General features: G+C 51.2%; 16 protein-coding genes. 1 reads left to right on the forward strand and 15 read right to left on the reverse strand.

Annotated elements, in window-relative coordinates:
• Positions 1–65: 65 nt before the first annotated feature.
• From recN to WMO29_RS09990, 11 genes are all read right to left on the reverse strand, one after another.
• Positions 66–1,754 (reverse strand): DNA repair protein RecN, encoded by a 1,689-nt coding sequence (gene recN, locus WMO29_RS09940; RefSeq protein WP_349164663.1) that lies wholly within the window; start codon positions 1,752–1,754, stop codon positions 66–68.
• Between the two features lie 13 nt (positions 1,755–1,767).
• Positions 1,768–2,217, reverse strand: coding sequence for an arginine repressor (locus WMO29_RS09945; RefSeq protein ID WP_178039671.1), 450 nt, complete (start codon positions 2,215–2,217; stop codon positions 1,768–1,770).
• Positions 2,218–2,230: 13 nt separating this feature from the next.
• Positions 2,231–3,103: an NAD(+)/NADH kinase gene (locus WMO29_RS09950; protein WP_349164664.1), complete on the reverse strand. Its 873-nt coding sequence runs from the start codon at positions 3,101–3,103 to the stop codon at positions 2,231–2,233.
• A 21-nt stretch (positions 3,104–3,124) separates the two neighbouring features.
• Positions 3,125–3,970 (reverse strand): TlyA family RNA methyltransferase, encoded by an 846-nt coding sequence (locus tag WMO29_RS09955; protein WP_349164665.1) that lies wholly within the window; start codon positions 3,968–3,970, stop codon positions 3,125–3,127.
• Between the two features lie 63 nt (positions 3,971–4,033).
• Entirely contained in the window at positions 4,034–5,902 is a 1,869-nt protein-coding gene (gene dxs / locus WMO29_RS09960; protein WP_349164666.1) for a 1-deoxy-D-xylulose-5-phosphate synthase, read from the reverse strand.
• Positions 5,903–5,917: 15 nt separating this feature from the next.
• Complete coding sequence (locus WMO29_RS09965) at positions 5,918–6,802, reverse strand: polyprenyl synthetase family protein (protein WP_349164667.1); 885 nt, start codon at positions 6,800–6,802, stop codon at positions 5,918–5,920.
• Positions 6,792–7,007: an exodeoxyribonuclease VII small subunit gene (xseB, locus tag WMO29_RS09970; RefSeq protein ID WP_178039666.1), complete on the reverse strand. Its 216-nt coding sequence runs from the start codon at positions 7,005–7,007 to the stop codon at positions 6,792–6,794. The genes WMO29_RS09965 and xseB overlap by 11 nt, the downstream gene beginning before the upstream one ends.
• A gap of 6 nt (positions 7,008–7,013) precedes the next feature.
• Complete coding sequence (gene xseA / locus WMO29_RS09975; RefSeq protein ID WP_349164668.1) at positions 7,014–8,222, reverse strand: exodeoxyribonuclease VII large subunit; 1,209 nt, start codon at positions 8,220–8,222, stop codon at positions 7,014–7,016.
• Positions 8,219–8,632 carry a transcription antitermination factor NusB gene (nusB, locus tag WMO29_RS09980; protein WP_178039664.1) on the reverse strand — a complete coding sequence of 138 codons (414 nt, stop codon included), beginning with the start codon at positions 8,630–8,632 and terminating at the stop codon, positions 8,219–8,221. The genes xseA and nusB overlap by 4 nt, the downstream gene beginning before the upstream one ends.
• Before the next feature lie 71 nt (positions 8,633–8,703).
• Positions 8,704–9,093, reverse strand: a complete 390-nt coding sequence (locus WMO29_RS09985; RefSeq protein ID WP_178039663.1) for an Asp23/Gls24 family envelope stress response protein — start codon at positions 9,091–9,093, stop codon at positions 8,704–8,706.
• A 173-nt stretch (positions 9,094–9,266) separates the two neighbouring features.
• The gene (locus WMO29_RS09990; RefSeq protein WP_178039662.1) at positions 9,267–10,853 is read right to left on the reverse strand and encodes a peptide chain release factor 3; all 1,587 of its coding nucleotides are present in this window, start codon (positions 10,851–10,853) and stop codon (positions 9,267–9,269) included.
• Between the two features lie 242 nt (positions 10,854–11,095).
• Between WMO29_RS09990 and WMO29_RS09995 the strand changes: the two genes are divergently transcribed.
• Positions 11,096–11,845: a GTP pyrophosphokinase gene (locus tag WMO29_RS09995; RefSeq protein WP_349164669.1), complete on the forward strand. Its 750-nt coding sequence runs from the start codon at positions 11,096–11,098 to the stop codon at positions 11,843–11,845.
• Between the two features lie 59 nt (positions 11,846–11,904).
• Here WMO29_RS09995 and WMO29_RS10000 read toward each other — a convergent pair whose 3' ends face one another.
• From WMO29_RS10000 to WMO29_RS10015, 4 genes are all read right to left on the reverse strand, one after another.
• Positions 11,905–12,510 carry a peroxidase-related enzyme gene (locus WMO29_RS10000; protein WP_178039660.1) on the reverse strand — a complete coding sequence of 202 codons (606 nt, stop codon included), beginning with the start codon at positions 12,508–12,510 and terminating at the stop codon, positions 11,905–11,907.
• An 18-nt stretch (positions 12,511–12,528) separates the two neighbouring features.
• Positions 12,529–13,299: a cyclase family protein gene (locus WMO29_RS10005; protein ID WP_349164670.1), complete on the reverse strand. Its 771-nt coding sequence runs from the start codon at positions 13,297–13,299 to the stop codon at positions 12,529–12,531.
• Positions 13,300–13,577: 278 nt separating this feature from the next.
• The gene (locus WMO29_RS10010; protein ID WP_178039658.1) at positions 13,578–14,588 is read right to left on the reverse strand and encodes a GGGtGRT protein; all 1,011 of its coding nucleotides are present in this window, start codon (positions 14,586–14,588) and stop codon (positions 13,578–13,580) included.
• Positions 14,589–14,607: 19 nt separating this feature from the next.
• The gene (locus tag WMO29_RS10015) at positions 14,608–15,300 is read right to left on the reverse strand and encodes an iron-sulfur cluster assembly scaffold protein (RefSeq protein ID WP_158364323.1); all 693 of its coding nucleotides are present in this window, start codon (positions 15,298–15,300) and stop codon (positions 14,608–14,610) included.
• Between the last annotated feature and the right edge of the window lie 140 nt (positions 15,301–15,440).

The raw sequence follows: 15,440 nt of genomic DNA on the forward strand, positions 1-15,440 counted from the left end.
TGCCTAAGATCAAAAAAGACAGAAACACATGTCACGTTTCTGTCTTTAGTATGCAGAATCTCCGGTTATCTAGTCTGGGACTTTTTGTTACCTGCCAGTTCTTTCATTTCGGAGGCATTTTGGAAAACAGCGTCTGTAATCTCCGCGCCGCCCAGAATACGGGCCAGCTCTTCGACACTTTCTGCCTCAGTCAGACGCCGGATCTCGGTCCGTGTGCCGCCGTCCACTACCTGTTTTTCGATACGGAAATGAGTGTCCGCCATGGCCGCGATCTGAGCCAGATGGGTGATGCAGATGACCTGTCTGCTCCTGCCAATCAGCATCATTTTCTCCGATACTTTCTGAGCGGTACGGCCACTGATTCCCACATCGATTTCGTCGAAAATCACAGTTTCAATCTGATCCTTATCAGCCAGTACAGTCTTAATCGCCAGCATGATACGGGACAGTTCACCGCCGGAAGCTATCTTTGCCAGCGGCCTTAAGGATTCACCCGGATTCGTGGAAATTACAAATTCCGCGTCGTCAAAGCCGCCCGACGTATAACCGGAAATGCGGTCAAACTCCAGTTCGAACTCCACATCCAGGAAGTTCAGGTCAATCAAATGCTCCCGAATCTTTGCGCAGAGCACTTCGGCATAGCGTTTCCGGATGACGCTCGCCTCCTCACAGAGACCCTCCAGCTCCCGCTCTTTTTCCGCAGTCTGCTTTTCCAGACGCGCCAGATAGGCGTCGTAGTCCTGCAGGGCCGCCAGGCGCTCCTGCTGCCTCTGACCGTATTCCAGTACCGCTTCCAGCGTTTTGCCATACTTGGATTTCAGATGGTTTAGCTGATTCAGGCGCTCTTCCACCTGCTCAAATTCTTCCCCTGCAAATTCCAGAGAGGATACGTAATCAGAAAGCTCCCGGTTGAAATCATTTAACAGGCTGTCGATGTCTGAAAGCTGACCGGTCAGATCCGTCAGGTCTTCATCCAGGCTCTGGACGCCCTGCAGTTCCCGGAGCGCCCGGCCAATAGCCGTTCCGGCGCCTTCCGCTTCCTCGTAACCGGTCAGTCCGTAGGCGGTTCCAGCCGCCTCCATCAGCCGCTTCGCGCCGGTCATTTTCCGGTATCTCTGCTCCAGCTCCTCATCCTCGCCGATGCTCAGACCTGCGTCCTCAATCTCCTTTGTTTCAAATTCCAGAAGAGACAGCTCCCGCATGCGGCTCTCCTCGTCCATCCGGGCGTTTTTCTGTTCTTCTGTAAGTTTTTTCCATTCCGTGTAAGCCGCCGCCAGCTTTTCCTTTATGGGCTGCAGTTCTTCTTTGGCATATTCATCCAGAATCTCCAGATGCTTTTTCTTCTGCAATAAGGACTGGTGTTCGTGCTGGCCGTGTACGTCGATAAGAAGGGCCGCTGTCTCCCGAAGCTGATTTAAAGTGACAGTCTCGCCGTTGATTTTGTTGATGCTTTTGCCGTTCATGATTTTCCTGGACAGGATAATCTGCCCATCCTCGGGAATCACGTCCAGCTCCTTCAGGCGGTCTTTTAACCTCTCACTGGTAACGGAAAAGACCAGCTCCGCCAGACCAAAGTCCGCGCCCGGGCGCACCAGATCCTTAGCCACCTTGCCGCCCAGCGCCAGACCCACGGAACCGATGACGATGGATTTTCCCGCTCCGGTCTCACCGGTCAGGATATTCAGACCTTCCGTAAAATCAATCTCTGCCTCACGAATCAATGCCAGATTTTTTACATGCAGATGCTCTAACATACTTTTCCTCTCGCTAATCCCTGATTGCTTTTCTTAATTTTTCCATGACGATCATCGTATCGTCCACACTGCGTACTGCGCAGAAAATAGTATCGTCTCCGGCAATGCAGCCCACGATCTCCTGCCAGTGCAGGGCATCCAGCGCCGCTGCAGCTGCCATGGCCATGCCTGCCACTGTCTTGACCACCAGAATATTTTGAGCCATTTCCATGGACAGAAAGCTGTCACGCAAGATACCGATGTACTTGTCACCCATATGATCGCTGCTGCCGGGGACCACCACATATCGCTGCCGTCCGTTTACTGCCATCTTGGTCAACTTCAGCTCCCGAATATCTCTGGACACCGTAGCCTGGGTGACCCGAAAGCCCGCGTCATTCAAACGGCTGGCCAGCTCCTCCTGCGTCTCGATGGCATACTCGTTGATCAGTTCAATGATTTTTGCATGCCGCTCTATCTTCATTTCGTCTTTCCTCCTAGTTGCCGCGCATTTTGTCACGCAGGACCTCCAGAAAGCTGACCCTGCTGATTTTCAATATGTTGACCGTCTTTTCCGACTTCTTTATCTCCACATAATCTCCTGTAGCCACCGGCACCTGCACCTCGCCGTCAAAGGTTACAAAGGATTCTTCTCTCTGGTTTCTCCTTCCGGCTCCGGTCCGCACCGTCACCCGGTCTCCGCCGGACAATACGATGCTTCGCGCAGTCAGCGTATGGGGACAGATGGGCGTCACCACAATCATGCTGGCCATGGGCGATACAATGGGACCGCCCGCGGACAGGCTGTAACCGGTGGATCCGGTGGGAGTCGATACAATCATGCCGTCGGCGGAATACCGGTTCAACGGCTCCCCGTTGACGGAAATCTCGTAATCGATAATACGAAGCGCCCCTGCACGGTTCACAACGATGTCGTTCAGCGCCAGATTTTTCACCGGCTCTCTGCCCTCCCGGTATACGGTTCCCTCCAGAAGCATCCGGGGTTCAATGGTATAATTGTCGAGAATCAGACTGTCCAGGGCGTCCGGCACACCGGCTTTCTCGATCTCAGCCAGGAAACCCAGGGTTCCCAGATTTACGCCAAGCAAAGGAATCTTTCGATCCACGGTGTCCCGAGCTGCCTGGATCAGGGTTCCATCGCCGCCCAGCACCAATATGCATTCTGTTCCGGCCGGAATCAGGGAGGCGTCTGTGTAGCGATAATCTCCATTTTCTCCGGTTTCTTTTTCTTTCTGAAATTCCCTGACCGTACATTCACAGCCTCTGGCTTTCAGATAGTTGCAGATCTGACGGGTGGTTTCCAAATTTTTATCTTTTTCCACATTGGTAATCACATAAAATCGATTCATCTGTATCTCTTCCCGATTTGCTTATTTTACATCCAGTGTGCCATGGGCCTCGTCCACGATCCGCTCCGGCTCTACGCCCTCGGGCAGATGACTTTTCAGTTCTTCCCAGGTCGGAATCTCCTCTGCCGCTTCCCGGCCAGTCTTTTGCAGCCATACCAGGTATTCGATGTTTCCCTCCGGCCCCTTGATGGGGGAAAATTCCAGTGCCAGAATATCAAAGCCAATGGACCAGGCATAGGTCAGGACCATCTGAATCACTTCCAGATGGGTGCTCTTTTCCCGCACCACGCCCTTCTTGCCAACCTTCTCCCGGCCTGCCTCAAACTGGGGCTTAATCAGCGCCACCACCTGGCCGTTATCGCTTAAAAGCTCCCGCACCGGAAGCAGTACCTTCGTCAGAGAGATAAAGGCCACGTCGATGGAGGCAAACTGGGGACGCTCATCGATCTGATCAGGAGTCAGGTAACGGATATTGGTTTTCTCCATGCAGACCACACGCGGATCGCTTCGAAGCTTCCAGTCCAGCTGATTGGTTCCCACATCTACTGCGTACACCTTTACCGCGCTGTTCTGCAGCATGCAGTCGGTGAAGCCGCCGGTGGAAGATCCCACATCCATGCAGACCTTTCCTTCCAGACCCAGATCAAAATGGGCCACTGCCTTTTCAAGCTTCAGACCGCCCCGGCTCACATAGCGCAGCTTCTGTCCGTGAATTTCGATGGGTGCAGCCTCTTCGAACATGGACCCGGCCTTGTCCTCCCGCTGCCCTTTTACAAAGACCTTGCCTTCCATAATGATGGCCTTGGCCTGCTCTCTGGATTTTGCCAGGCCTCTGTTTACCAGAAGCACGTCCAGACGTACCTTCATATCATTCTCTCCTAAGCTTTATTCTTACGGCTTCACCTTTCAGCGAAGCCGCCTGTAAACTTTTTACATTTCACCCACATAAGCCGTGATCACACGTTTTACAATGGTTTCCGCGTCCAGTCCTACCTCTTTGTGCAATAGCGCCACATTGCCATGCTCCACATACTCATCCGGCAGGGCGATATTCAGAACCTTCATATCGAAGTCTCTGTCATTGACATACTCCAGCACATGATCGCCGAAGCCGCCGTTCCTTACATTTTCTTCCAGTGTTACTAGAAGCTTATGCTGCTTCGCCACCTCTTCCAGCATCTGCTCGTCGATGGGCTTAACGAAACGGGCATTGATGAGCGTGCAGTTGTAACCGGTATCCTTTAAGGCATCCCGCACTTGCTCCGCCGTCTTCACCATACTGCCCACAGCCATCAAGGCGATATCCGCTTCCTCATAGATCCACTCGCTCCTGCCATAGGCAATGGGCGCGCGGAATTCCTGCAGGCCGTCGTAGGCTTCACCCCTGGGATAGCGCAGGGCGATGGGACCGTCATAGTTTACCGCGAACTTCATCATATCGGAAAGCTCCCATTTATTTTTCGGAGCCATAATGGTCATATTCGGAATACCGGACAAGTAGGACAGATCAAAAATGCCCTGATGAGTCTCGCCGTCGCTGCCCACCAGTCCTGCCCGGTCAATGGCAAAAATCACATGCAGGTTCTGGATACAGACGTCATGCAGCACCTGATCGTAGGCGCGCTGCAGGAAAGAGGAATAAACCGCTACCACCGGCTTCAAGCCGCCTGCCGCCAGACCTGCCGCAAAGGTTACGGCGTGCTGCTCCGCGATTCCCACGTCAAAAAACCGATCCGGGAACATATTTTTAAAGCGCTTGAGACCGGTTCCGTCCGGCATGGCCGCCGTAATGGCCACCACCTTCTCGTCCCGATCACCCAGCTTCCGCATCACTGTGGAAAAGATATCCGTATAATTGGCCTTGGACCGTCTGCTCTTGGGCAGGCCTGTCTCAATTACGAAAGGCTCCGCGCCGTGGAACCGGGACGGATGACGCTCCGCCGGCTCATAGCCCTTACCTTTTTTCGTACAGACGTGAATCAGCACCGCATGATGCACTTTTTTTGCGTCGTTGAAGGTACGAATCAACTGGTCGATATTGTGGCCGTCCACCGGCCCCAGATAGGTGATACCCATGTCTTCAAAGAACATGCCCGGGATCACCAGCTGCTTCAGGCCGCTCTTGGTCTTCTTCAGCTGCCGCACAATGCCGTCGCCGTATACCGGTATTTTCTCCAGGGTATTCTGTAATCCTGCTTTAAAATTGTTATAGCCTTCGTTGGAACGCATACCGTTCAGGTACTGGCTCAAACCGCCCACGTTCTCCGCGATGGACATCTGATTATCGTTCAGAATGATAATAAAATTGCTCTTTAACTGAGAGGCATTGTTCAAAGCCTCGAAAGCCATGCCGCCGGTCATGGAGCCGTCACCGATGACGGAAATGACGCTTTGATGACCGCCAGTCAGTTCCCGGGCCTTTACCAGACCAATGCCTGCTGAAATCGAGGTGGAGCTGTGACCGGTGTCGAAGCAGTCGCAGTTACTCTCCTTCCGCTTCGGAAATCCGCTCATGCCGCCATATTTCCGCAGGTCATCGAAGCCTGCCCTTCTTCCGGTCAGCAGCTTATGCGTATAGGACTGATGGCCCACATCCCAGACCACCTGATCCTCAGGGAAGTTAAATGCCAGATGCATGGCCATGGTCAGCTCCACCACGCCCAGATTCGAAGCCAGATGGCCGCCTGTCACACTGATTTTCTCGATCAGAAAATCCCGGATCTCCTGCGCCAGCGGCTCCCAGTCCTCTTTGTTCAGTTTTTTAATATCATTGACCTGATTGATCTGCTCCAGCAGCATATCCTCACCTCAGTTCTATTTTTCTCTTGTAATCAGCATTCGGATCAGTTCTTCCAGGAACGCGTTCTTATGCTCCAGGGAAGCCAGAGTGGAAAGAGCTCTCTCGGAAATCTCCTCCACATCCTTCTTTGCCTTATCAAGGCCTTCTAGCGTTACATAGGTAGTCTTGTTATTCTTATCGTCACTGTGGATCGGTTTTCCAAGCACCTCCAGCGTACTGGTTACATCCAGAATATCATCCTGGATCTGGAAAGCCAATCCCACATCGCCCGCCACGCGCTCCATGGCGGCCACTTCTTCATCAGAAGCGCCTGCCAGGACCGCGCCCACCATCATGGCCGCTTCAATCAGCGCGCTGGTCTTCAGCCGGTAGATAAAATCCAGTTTTTCTCTGGAGAGAGGCTGTCCCTCGGATTCCACATCCACCACCTGGCCGCCGATCATACCGTAGATGCCTGCCCTTCCGGACAGAATCTGTAAGGCCTTTGCGGTCCGCGGACTGGTTTCCATATCGAAAGCTCCCGCCGCTGTCTCAAAAGCCAGATTCAGAAGTGCGTCACCTGCCAGGATACCCATGGCTTCGCCGTATACCGCGTGGGTCGTCTTCTTGCCGCGACGGTACTCGTCATTATCCATAGCCGGAAGATCATCATGTACCAGTGAATATGTATGAATCATTTCCATGGCTGCCATGAAGGGCTCCACGACCTTTCCCTCGCCGCCGAACATCTGATAGGTCTCTTTCATCAGAAGGGGCCTGAGTCTCTTGCCGCCTGCCAGTACACTATAGTTCACCGCCTCCAGAACAGTCTTCTGGAACCCGGTCTCCTGCGGCAGATAAGTTGTAAGCAATTTTTCAATTTCTTCTGTCTTGGTACGAAGCTCTTCTTTAAAACTCATCCAGTTTGCCCTCCTCATTCATGACCAGCATTTTTTTCTCTACCTTATCCAGCTTTTCGCCGCAGGCCTTCAGAAGCTTCATGCCCTCGGCGTAAATCGCGAAGGATTCTTCCAGCGGCACGTCCCGATCCGCCAGCTTCTCAAGCATTCCGTCCAGCTCCGCGAAATTTTCTTCCAGTGTCGCTTCTTTTTTCTTCGTCGCCATACCGCTCTACCCTCTCTTTATCCTTTCGCGGCCTTCTACTACCGCTGTGTATACACCGTCTGTCACATGGATTCGGAGCTGTTCGCCCTCTGCAGCCTCGTCAATTCCGGTTACAGCCTTTCCATCCGGCCCTTCCGTATAGGAATAACCCTGCTGCAGCTTCAGAAGCGGGGAAAGTCCGTGCAGACGCTCAATGTACAGATTCAGGCTATGCTTTCGATCTAACAGCTTGTCCTGCATGGCCTGCGTAAGACCGTTGGATAATTCAGATAGACGCATCCGCTTTTCCAGAAGCTGTGTCTCCGGATTGATACGCTGTACTCTGGTTTTCAACTCCGCCAGTCTTCTGTAATATTCTTCCATTCTGTGACCGAAGATATTCTCAAACTGCCTGCGATAGCCCTGCATCCGCTCCAACAGCTCCCGGATATCCGTCACAGCCAGTTCCGCCGCCGCTGAAGGCGTCGGCGCCCTGAGATCCGCCACATAATCGGCAATGGTCGTATCTGTCTCATGACCGACTGCTGAGATCACCGGCGTATTGCAATCAAAGATGGCCCGTGCCACCTTTTCCTCATTAAAGGCCCACAGATCCTCGATGGAACCGCCGCCACGGCCCACAATCAACACGTCCAGGCCCAACGCATCCAAGGCCTTGATACCTCGCACAATGCTGTCCGCCGCGCCCTCTCCCTGCACCTGAGCCGGGTAGAGAATAATCTGTACATAAGGGTTGCGCCGCAAGGCAATATTGCGGATATCCTGCACTGCAGCTCCTGTAGACGCCGTCACCACACCCAACCGTTTCACATAGTAAGGAATCGGCTGCTTGTATTCCTGCGCGAACATGCCCATTTCCTCAAGCTCGTTTTTCAGCTTCTCGTAAGCCTCGTAAAGCTGGCCCACGCCGTCTTTGATGATCTCTCTGGCATAAAGCTGATAGCTGCCGCTGCGCTCGTAGACGCTGACACGCCCCAGTACAATCACCCTTTGTCCATCCTGCATAGGAAAGGCCAGACCTTTCCGGTCGCCCGCGAACATGACACATGCCACGGATCCGCTCTCATCCTTCAGAGAAAAGTAGATGTGCCCGGAACTGTGATATTTACAGTTGGACACCTCTCCCTTTACATAAATACGGTTCAGCATAAAATCCTGTGTAAACATATTCTTGATGTATGTGTTTACCTGCGCTACCGTATAGACATGCTTCATTCCGCTTTTCCTGTCTTTCCTATCTTACCTAAAATACCGTTCACAAAGGCCGGAGACTCGTCGCCGCCAAACTTTTTGGACAGCTCCACCGCCTCGTTGACTGCTACGCCCACGGGAACGTCCTCATCGTATTCCATCTCATACACAGCCAGACGTAAAATGGTCAGATCGGCCTTGCCCATACGGGATACCTTCCAACCTTCCGCCGTATCTTCCAGAGCCTTGTCGATCTCCGGCAGTTTTTCTATAATATGCGCATATTTCTTCTCAATATACTGCTGATCCTTCGGCTCCACCTCACCCAGGCTGTCGAAGAACATCCGGATCTGCTCCGGCATCTCCTCTGCGCTGTTAAACTCGATACGAAACAGCAGTTCAAAAATATGCTCTCTTAACTCTCGTCTTTTCATCTTGTCCTTTTTCCCTCTTAATCGTTTGAAAAGGGAGCCGCTGACTGCAGCCGCTCCCCTTCCTGTGCTACTTATTTATCCTCTTTTCCCATATTCACATTAACAATGCGGATATTGACCATGGCAACTTCCAGTCCTGTCATGTTCTCAATGGCGCTCTTCACACGATCCTGTACCTTCTCAGATACCTTCATGATGCTGTAGCCATACTCAATATTCAGAGCCAGATCCACGTCTACGCTGCGGTCTGTCACAAGAACCTTGACGCCCTTGGACAGGTTCTTGACGCCCAGCTTTCCGATCAATTCGTTGGTGATATTGCCGGCCATGGAAGCCACGCCCTCTACCTCGGTAGCTGCCAACCCGGCTATGGTAGCGACTACCTCGTCCGCGATCTGAACTTCGCCCAGCTGACTGTCCTCATGTATCATATGAACGCCTCTTTTTTCTTCCTTTGACATATCCAAAACCTCCTGTTTTCTGTGTAAATCAGGTTATCCTGCTTACACGAAGCTTTTTTCTTACTTTCTCACACGACCTGGCAACAGATACGCCTCTCCTGCCATGCTTTTTATATTTTATCACACTTTACACGTTGTTGACAAGGGTTTCCCATGGTCTGTGGCCGTAATAATTACCGGCCAAACTCGGACAGGATCAGACCAGGATTTCGATCAAGCGTCATGCCCACGCTCCATGCGTTGGCCCAGATCAGCAACGGTCTGCCCTTCAGATCCTTGATCTTCTTCATATCAGAGGTGCCCACCAGCTTGCTCATGTCGATATCCTCGTTCTCGATCCAACGGATATGCTCGTAGGGCAGCGGCTCCAGACGGATGTCCACGTTGTATTCATTTTCCAGACGATACTTCAGAACGTCGAACTGCAGAACACCCACGACGCCCACGATGATTTCCTCCATACCGGTGTTGAACTCCTGGAAAATCTGGATAGCTCCCTCCTGGGCAATCTGTTCAATGCCCTTGACAAACTGCTTCCGCTTCATGGTATCAATCTGACGCACACGCGCGAAATGCTCCGGCGCAAAGGTCGGAATTCCTTCATACTTAATCTGCCTGCCCGGCATACACAGGGTATCTCCGATGGAGAAAATACCCGGATCAAAGACGCCGATGATATCGCCTGCGTAAGCCTCGTCCACAATCTTCCGGTCCTGCGCCATGATCTGCTGAGGCTGGGACAGACGCTGCTTTCTGCCGCCCTGCACATGGTAAACCTCCATGCCGGCGGTAAACTTGCCGGAACAGATACGGATAAACGCGATACGGTCCCGGTGTGCCTTGTTCATATTGGCCTGAATCTTGAATACGAAAGCAGAGAACTCCTCTTCCATGGGATCAATCAGCCCCACGTCTGCCTTACGGGGCAGCGGAGAGGTGGTCATCTGCAGGAAATGCTTCAGAAAGGTCTCCACGCCGAAGTTGGTCAGGGCCGATCCGAAGAATACCGGGGACAGCTTTCCCTGGCTCACCAGCTCTTGATCGAACTCCGCGCTGGCGCCGTCCAGAAGCTCGATGTCATCCATGAGCTTTTCTTTCTGACCCGGATCCAGGATGCTGTCAATCTGTGGATCGTTGATGGACAAATCCAGCTCCTCACCTTCCTTGGTTCCCTTTTCAGTGTCGGAGAACAGCAGCACCTTCTCGGTGTTCCGGTCATAGACGCCCTTGAATGCCTTACCGGAGCCGATGGGCCAGTTTACCGGGCAGGTGGCAATACCAAGCTCATTCTCGATATCGTCCAGCAGTTCAAAGATATCCATCGCTTCCCGGTCCATCTTATTGATAAAGGTAAAAATGGGGATATGGCGCATGGCGCAGACCTTGAAAAGCTTCCGGGTCTGAGCCTCCACGCCCTTACTGCCGTCAATAACCATAACTGCGGAATCCGCAGCCATCAGGGTACGGTAGGTGTCCTCGGAGAAGTCCTGATGTCCCGGAGTATCCAGAATGTTGATACAATAGCCGTCGTAATTAAACTGTAATACCGACGAAGTAACAGAGATACCTCTCTCCTTTTCGATCTCCATCCAGTCGGAAACCGCGTGACGGGCCGTGGCCTTTCCCTTTACAGAGCCTGCCAGGTTGATAGCTCCGCCATAGAGCAGGAACTTCTCAGTCAGGGTCGTTTTACCTGCGTCGGGGTGGGAAATAATCGCGAAGGTTCTTCTTTTTTTAATTTCATCTACATAATTTGCCATAAATTCATTCATCCTTATCTTCTATGTGTATATGCCTGCGATTCAAAAGCCCATCCGGACAACTTTTCCGAAAATGGGCATAACTAATATCCAGTATACACATTTTCGGGACTTTTGCAAGGGGTTGCTTTCTCTCTTCCATTTTTGTTCTATATGTGTTATAATCTTAACAATCAGGTGACTGCTCCGTGCCTGAACAATTCTACAATAGATGTATTTTATAACACAGGATGGTGACTCCTATGGAAAGCGAATTACAGAAAACCTTTCTCGATACCACGGATATTCCGGATATACAAACTTATTTTGTCAATCAGGCCTTTGAATTCCAAGAATTGATGATGATGTACAGCTGTGCCATCCGTGAGATGCGAACCAAGCTGGAGGTGCTGAATGACGAGCTGAGTGTCCATCATCAGCGCAACCCCATTGAATTTATCACCTCCAGGGTGAAGAAGCCTTTGAGTATCGTAGAGAAGCTGCACCGTTACGGCGTGCCCGTCAGCGTGGAGTCTGTAGAAAAGAATCTGAATGATGTGGCTGGCGTCCGCGTGATCTGTTCTTTTATCGACGACATTTATACCGTGGCGGATATGCTGCTGCGCCAGGATGATATTACTTTAATTAAGAAGAAGGATTACATTGAGCATCCCAAGGACAACGGCTATCGCAGCCTGCACCTGATCATCGAGATCCCGGTCTTCTTCTCCAATCAGAAGAAAAACATGCGGGTAGAGGTGCAGATCCGGACCATCGCCATGGACTTCTGGGCCAGCGTCGATCATCAGCTGAAGTACAAACAGAATATTGAGGATGTGGAAAATACGGATGAACTGTCCGCAGAACTGAAGGAATGCGCCGACATCATCGCTCAGACTGACGCCCGAATGCAAGCCATCAAGAATAAGATTTATCCCGGCAACGCTTTGCCGAAGACGAATATGGATAAGCTGAAAAAGCTGACGATTCCCCTGAACAACCGCAAAATTTAACTGTACAAAAATAAGACCGTCTCCTTCCAAAAAGGATTCGGTCTTATTTTATGTAAGGATTAATCTTCGAAATTACGGTTATGGCTGTAATGACCCGGATTCGGAACCGGAGCGATGGTGCTGACCCAACGGTTCGTGTAGTTGAAGAAGCCTGCTACAAAGGCTGCTTCCAGAATCTGATGATCATCCAGTCCTGCCTCACGGAGCTTATTCACCTGCTCCTGATCAATGTCGCGGGGATGCGCAGTTACGTACCATGCATACTCGCAAAGCGCGTAGTCCTCTTTGGACAGCTCATCCTTGGCGGAACGATAATTATAGGAAATCTTATCTACCAGACGGGCGTTCTTCCACATACCGCGGAGATTGTCGCCGTGGGTGGTCAGGCAGTAACAGCAGCAATTGTAAGAGGATACAACCACGCCAATCATCTCTTTCTGCGCGTCTGTCAGATAGCAGGTGTCGTTATACAGGGAATTCTTGAAATTCAGGAATCCAATGTACTCCTTGGCGTTCAGGGGAAGAATCTTAAACAGATTGTTAATAAAGCCCCAGTTTTTCTCCATGACCTCCACATTTTTATTGAAGACAGCGTATTCCTCGTCTGTCATCTCCTCGCGATCCGGTTTCTGCAGTCTTGAAAGCTGCTCGTCAAATTCCAGCATAATAAAATTCCTCCTAGTTTAATCTTCGGGGCAGATTGCGAAGCATCTTGCAGGGAAGCCTGTACCATCCTTCAGCTTCGGGAACGCGCATACAATCATAGCTCCCACAGCCGGTACCTGATCCAGATTTCTCATAACCTCAATCTGGATGCGGTCAGTCTCCAGAATGTACTGCTCGCCCGGATACGGATATGCGTCTTCTCTTGTGGTCACATAGCTGGGGTCGGTATCTGCCGGCTCATGTCCGATGGCGCCGATATTACGCTCCTCTACCAGCCACTTGATCGCGTCTACGCTCCAGCCCGGATAATGAGGATTGCCATTCTCGTCCGGATTGTCCAGATTGGACTTCTTATGCCAATCGGAACGGAATGCTACGAACGCGCCCTCCGGGATTCTGCCGTTCTCGCTCTCCCACTTTTCCAGATCTGCTACAGTCATGGTGAATTCGGCGTTCTCGGCACATTCCTTGGACTTGTCTACGACTACCAGAGGATATACCAGCTCTTTTACGGTAATCTTGCTCATGTCACGACCGTCGCCCCAGAAATGAAGCGGTACGTCTACATGGGTACCATACTGGCTGGCTACGCTGTACTGAATACATCTCATGGGAGCCATCATGTCGTCCGGGGTTCCCTCTCTGTAGTCGAAAAGGAGCTTGCCTTCCAGCGGCTTGAAGCCATACCAGTGCGGAGTTTCCGGGCTCAGCTCATGTGTCAGGTCTACCCATTTGTAACCTGTCCCTTTTACTTCTTTCACAAAATCCCACAATTTAAGGTTTGCCATAATATTATCCTCCTTTAACTAAAAAAAGTCAATACAAGACGCGCTTCTTCGGAGTCTCCATTGACTTTATTTTTCACTGTGCAACTTTGATTTGTTATAGTGACTTTATCATAAGATTGTTTTTTTGTCAATACCCTATTTCATATATAGGAATTATATGTATTATAGCTTTCGTACTTTCATATAACACAGTATTCCCTGTAGAGCAAAAAGAAGGCACCCACCAAAACTCTCCGGTGAGTGCCTTCTTACTTTATCTGTCGTTATTCGGCTTATATTTAGAACTTGCCAGCGTCTGCTGCTTCCTGAACAGCTACTGCTACTGCTACAGTCATACCAACCATCGGGTTGTTTCCTGCACCGATCAGACCCATCATCTCTACGTGAGCCGGAACGGAAGAAGAGCCTGCAAACTGTGCGTCGGAGTGCATACGGCCCAGAGTATCGGTCATTCCGTAGGAAGCCGGTCCTGCTGCCATGTTGTCCGGGTGAAGGGTACGTCCTGTACCACCGCCGGATGCTACGGAGAAGTACTTCTTACCAGCCTCAAGACGCTCTTTCTTGTAGGTACCTGCTACCGGATGCTGGAAACGGGTCGGGTTGGTAGAGTTACCTGTGATGGATACGTCTACGTTCTCCTTCCACATGATAGCTACGCCTTCCGGAACGCTGTTTGCGCCGTAGCAGTTAACCTTTGCGCGAAGTCCCTCGGAGTAAGCCTTGCGGAATACTTCCTTAACCTCGTTGGTGTACGGATCGTACTCCGTCTCAACGTATGTAAATCCGTTGATTCTTGCGATGATCTGAGCAGCGTCCTTTCCAAGGCCGTTCAGGATAACGCGCAGCGGCTTCTGACGAACCTTGTTTGCCTTCTCTGCGATACCGATAGCGCCTTCTGCTGCTGCGAAGGACTCATGGCCTGCCAGGAATGCGAAGCACTCGGTCTCCTCTTCCAGAAGCATCTTGCCCAGGTTACCATGTCCCAGACCTACCTTACGTGTATCAGCTACAGAACCCGGAATACAGAAAGCCTGAAGGCCCTCTCCGATAGCTGCTGCAGCGTCTGCTGCCTTGCGGCAGTCCTTCTTGATTGCGATAGCTGCGCCTACGATATATGCCCAGCAAGCGTTCTCGAAACAGATCGGCTGAATGCCCTTGATCTGATTGTATACATCCAGACCAGCATCCTTTGTGATCTTCTCTGCTTCCTCGATGGAAGCGATGCCATAGCTGTTCAGAACAGCGTTAATCTTATCAATACGTCTTTCATATGATTCAAACAATGCCATTTTTCATCTACCTCCTCGATTACTCTTTACGCGGGTCAATGATCTTAACCGCATCTGCTACACGGCCATACTGACCCTTCGCCTTTTCCCATGCAGTGTTCGGGTCATCACCCTTCTTGATAAAGTCTGTCATCTTGCCAAGAGAAACGAACTGGTATCCGATAATCTGGTCTTCTGCATCCAGAGCGATGCCTGTTACATAGCCCTCTGCCATCTCCAGGTAACGGGGTCCCTTCTTCAGAGTGCCGTACATGGTACCAACCTGAGAACGAAGTCCCTTTCCAAGGTCCTCCAGGCCTGCGCCTACTGCAAGTCCATCCTCTGAGAATGCGGACTGAGAACGTCCGTATACGATCTGCAGGAACAGCTCACGCATAGCAGTATTGATAGCATCACATACAAGGTCTGTATTCAGAGCCTCAAGTACAGTCAGGCCCGGCAGAATCTCGGACGCCATAGCTGCGGAATGAGTCATACCGGAACATCCGATGGTCTCCACCAGTGCCTCCTGGATAACGCCTTCCTTTACGTTCAGGGTCAGCTTACATGCTCCCTGCTGCGGTGCACACCAGCCAATGCCGTGTGTAAAGCCGGAAATATCTTTAACTTCCTTCGCCTGTACCCATTTTGCTTCTTCCGGAATCGGAGCGGCGCCATGGTGTACGCCCTGTGCTACCGGACACATCATCTCGACTTCATGTGAATAAATCATTTTAAAACTCCTTTCAGAATGGATTAATAGCGACCCGGGGTGGCTTAAGTCCCGCTTCGTCGCATTTGGTTATATTTTCGCACATAATGGTGAATTCGTCCAGTCTTTTTTTGTAAAAAGTCTGTGATCCGTGAAAAAAA

Origin of the sequence: Laedolimicola intestinihominis (genome assembly GCF_040096155.1) — a bacterium.
In the GTDB taxonomy this organism is placed as follows: Bacteria; Bacillota; Clostridia; order Lachnospirales; family Lachnospiraceae; genus Laedolimicola; species Laedolimicola intestinihominis.

Coding starts and splice junctions, on each gene's coding strand:
- recN (WP_349164663.1), bottom strand. CDS start 1,754: ATGTTAGAGCATCTGCATGTAAAAAATCTGGCATTGATTCGTGAGGCA.
- WMO29_RS09945 (WP_178039671.1), bottom strand. CDS start 2,217: ATGAAGATAGAGCGGCATGCAAAAATCATTGAACTGATCAACGAGTAT.
- WMO29_RS09950 (WP_349164664.1), bottom strand. CDS start 3,103: ATGAATCGATTTTATGTGATTACCAATGTGGAAAAAGATAAAAATTTG.
- WMO29_RS09955 (WP_349164665.1), bottom strand. CDS start 3,970: ATGAAGGTACGTCTGGACGTGCTTCTGGTAAACAGAGGCCTGGCAAAA.
- dxs (WP_349164666.1), bottom strand. CDS start 5,902: ATGCTGCTGGAGCAGATCAATCAGGTCAATGATATTAAAAAACTGAAC.
- WMO29_RS09965 (WP_349164667.1), bottom strand. CDS start 6,802: ATGAGTTTTAAAGAAGAGCTTCGTACCAAGACAGAAGAAATTGAAAAA.
- xseB (WP_178039666.1), bottom strand. CDS start 7,007: ATGGCGACGAAGAAAAAAGAAGCGACACTGGAAGAAAATTTCGCGGAG.
- xseA (WP_349164668.1), bottom strand. CDS start 8,222: ATGAAGCATGTCTATACGGTAGCGCAGGTAAACACATACATCAAGAAT.
- nusB (WP_178039664.1), bottom strand. CDS start 8,632: ATGAAAAGACGAGAGTTAAGAGAGCATATTTTTGAACTGCTGTTTCGT.
- WMO29_RS09985 (WP_178039663.1), bottom strand. CDS start 9,093: ATGTCAAAGGAAGAAAAAAGAGGCGTTCATATGATACATGAGGACAGT.
- WMO29_RS09990 (WP_178039662.1), bottom strand. CDS start 10,853: ATGGCAAATTATGTAGATGAAATTAAAAAAAGAAGAACCTTCGCGATT.
- WMO29_RS09995 (WP_349164669.1), top strand. CDS start 11,096: ATGGAAAGCGAATTACAGAAAACCTTTCTCGATACCACGGATATTCCG.
- WMO29_RS10000 (WP_178039660.1), bottom strand. CDS start 12,510: ATGCTGGAATTTGACGAGCAGCTTTCAAGACTGCAGAAACCGGATCGC.
- WMO29_RS10005 (WP_349164670.1), bottom strand. CDS start 13,299: ATGGCAAACCTTAAATTGTGGGATTTTGTGAAAGAAGTAAAAGGGACA.
- WMO29_RS10010 (WP_178039658.1), bottom strand. CDS start 14,588: ATGGCATTGTTTGAATCATATGAAAGACGTATTGATAAGATTAACGCT.
- WMO29_RS10015 (WP_158364323.1), bottom strand. CDS start 15,300: ATGATTTATTCACATGAAGTCGAGATGATGTGTCCGGTAGCACAGGGC.